At 48.7% G+C, this 275-nt stretch carries 1 protein-coding gene; it reads right to left on the bottom strand.

Annotated features, from left to right (window positions below):
* Window positions 1-46 precede the first annotated feature (46 nt).
* Window positions 47-275, bottom strand: a 229-nt coding sequence (locus tag B3182_RS07930) for a phosphatidylserine decarboxylase (protein WP_292752254.1), incomplete at its 5' end; no start/stop codon positions are given.

Below are 275 nucleotides of genomic sequence, written 5' to 3'. Positions count from 1 at the left end.
ACCGGACAATGTCCGGTTTTTTTTTGCGTTTGATTATTTAGATACCTCAGGTCAGGGCCTGACCCAGTTTTATCTTCATCTCGGCTTTCCAGTTATCTGTCCAGGTTGGCGCGCCAGGTGGTAACAATAAAACCACCGTCGACCCCATGTTGAAACGCCCCATCTCCTCACCTTTATTCAGACGAATATGGGCATCGGTATAGTGCCAGTCCAGAATACCTTTGGTGTATGGCGGTGTAATCTCGCCTTCATGCCACACGGTTTCCATACTGCCA

It is taken from the genome of Methylophaga sp. UBA4204 (genome assembly GCF_002379485.1).
GTDB lineage: Bacteria > Pseudomonadota > Gammaproteobacteria > Nitrosococcales > Methylophagaceae > Methylophaga.
This window is presented reverse-complemented; position numbering and strand designations above follow the sequence as displayed.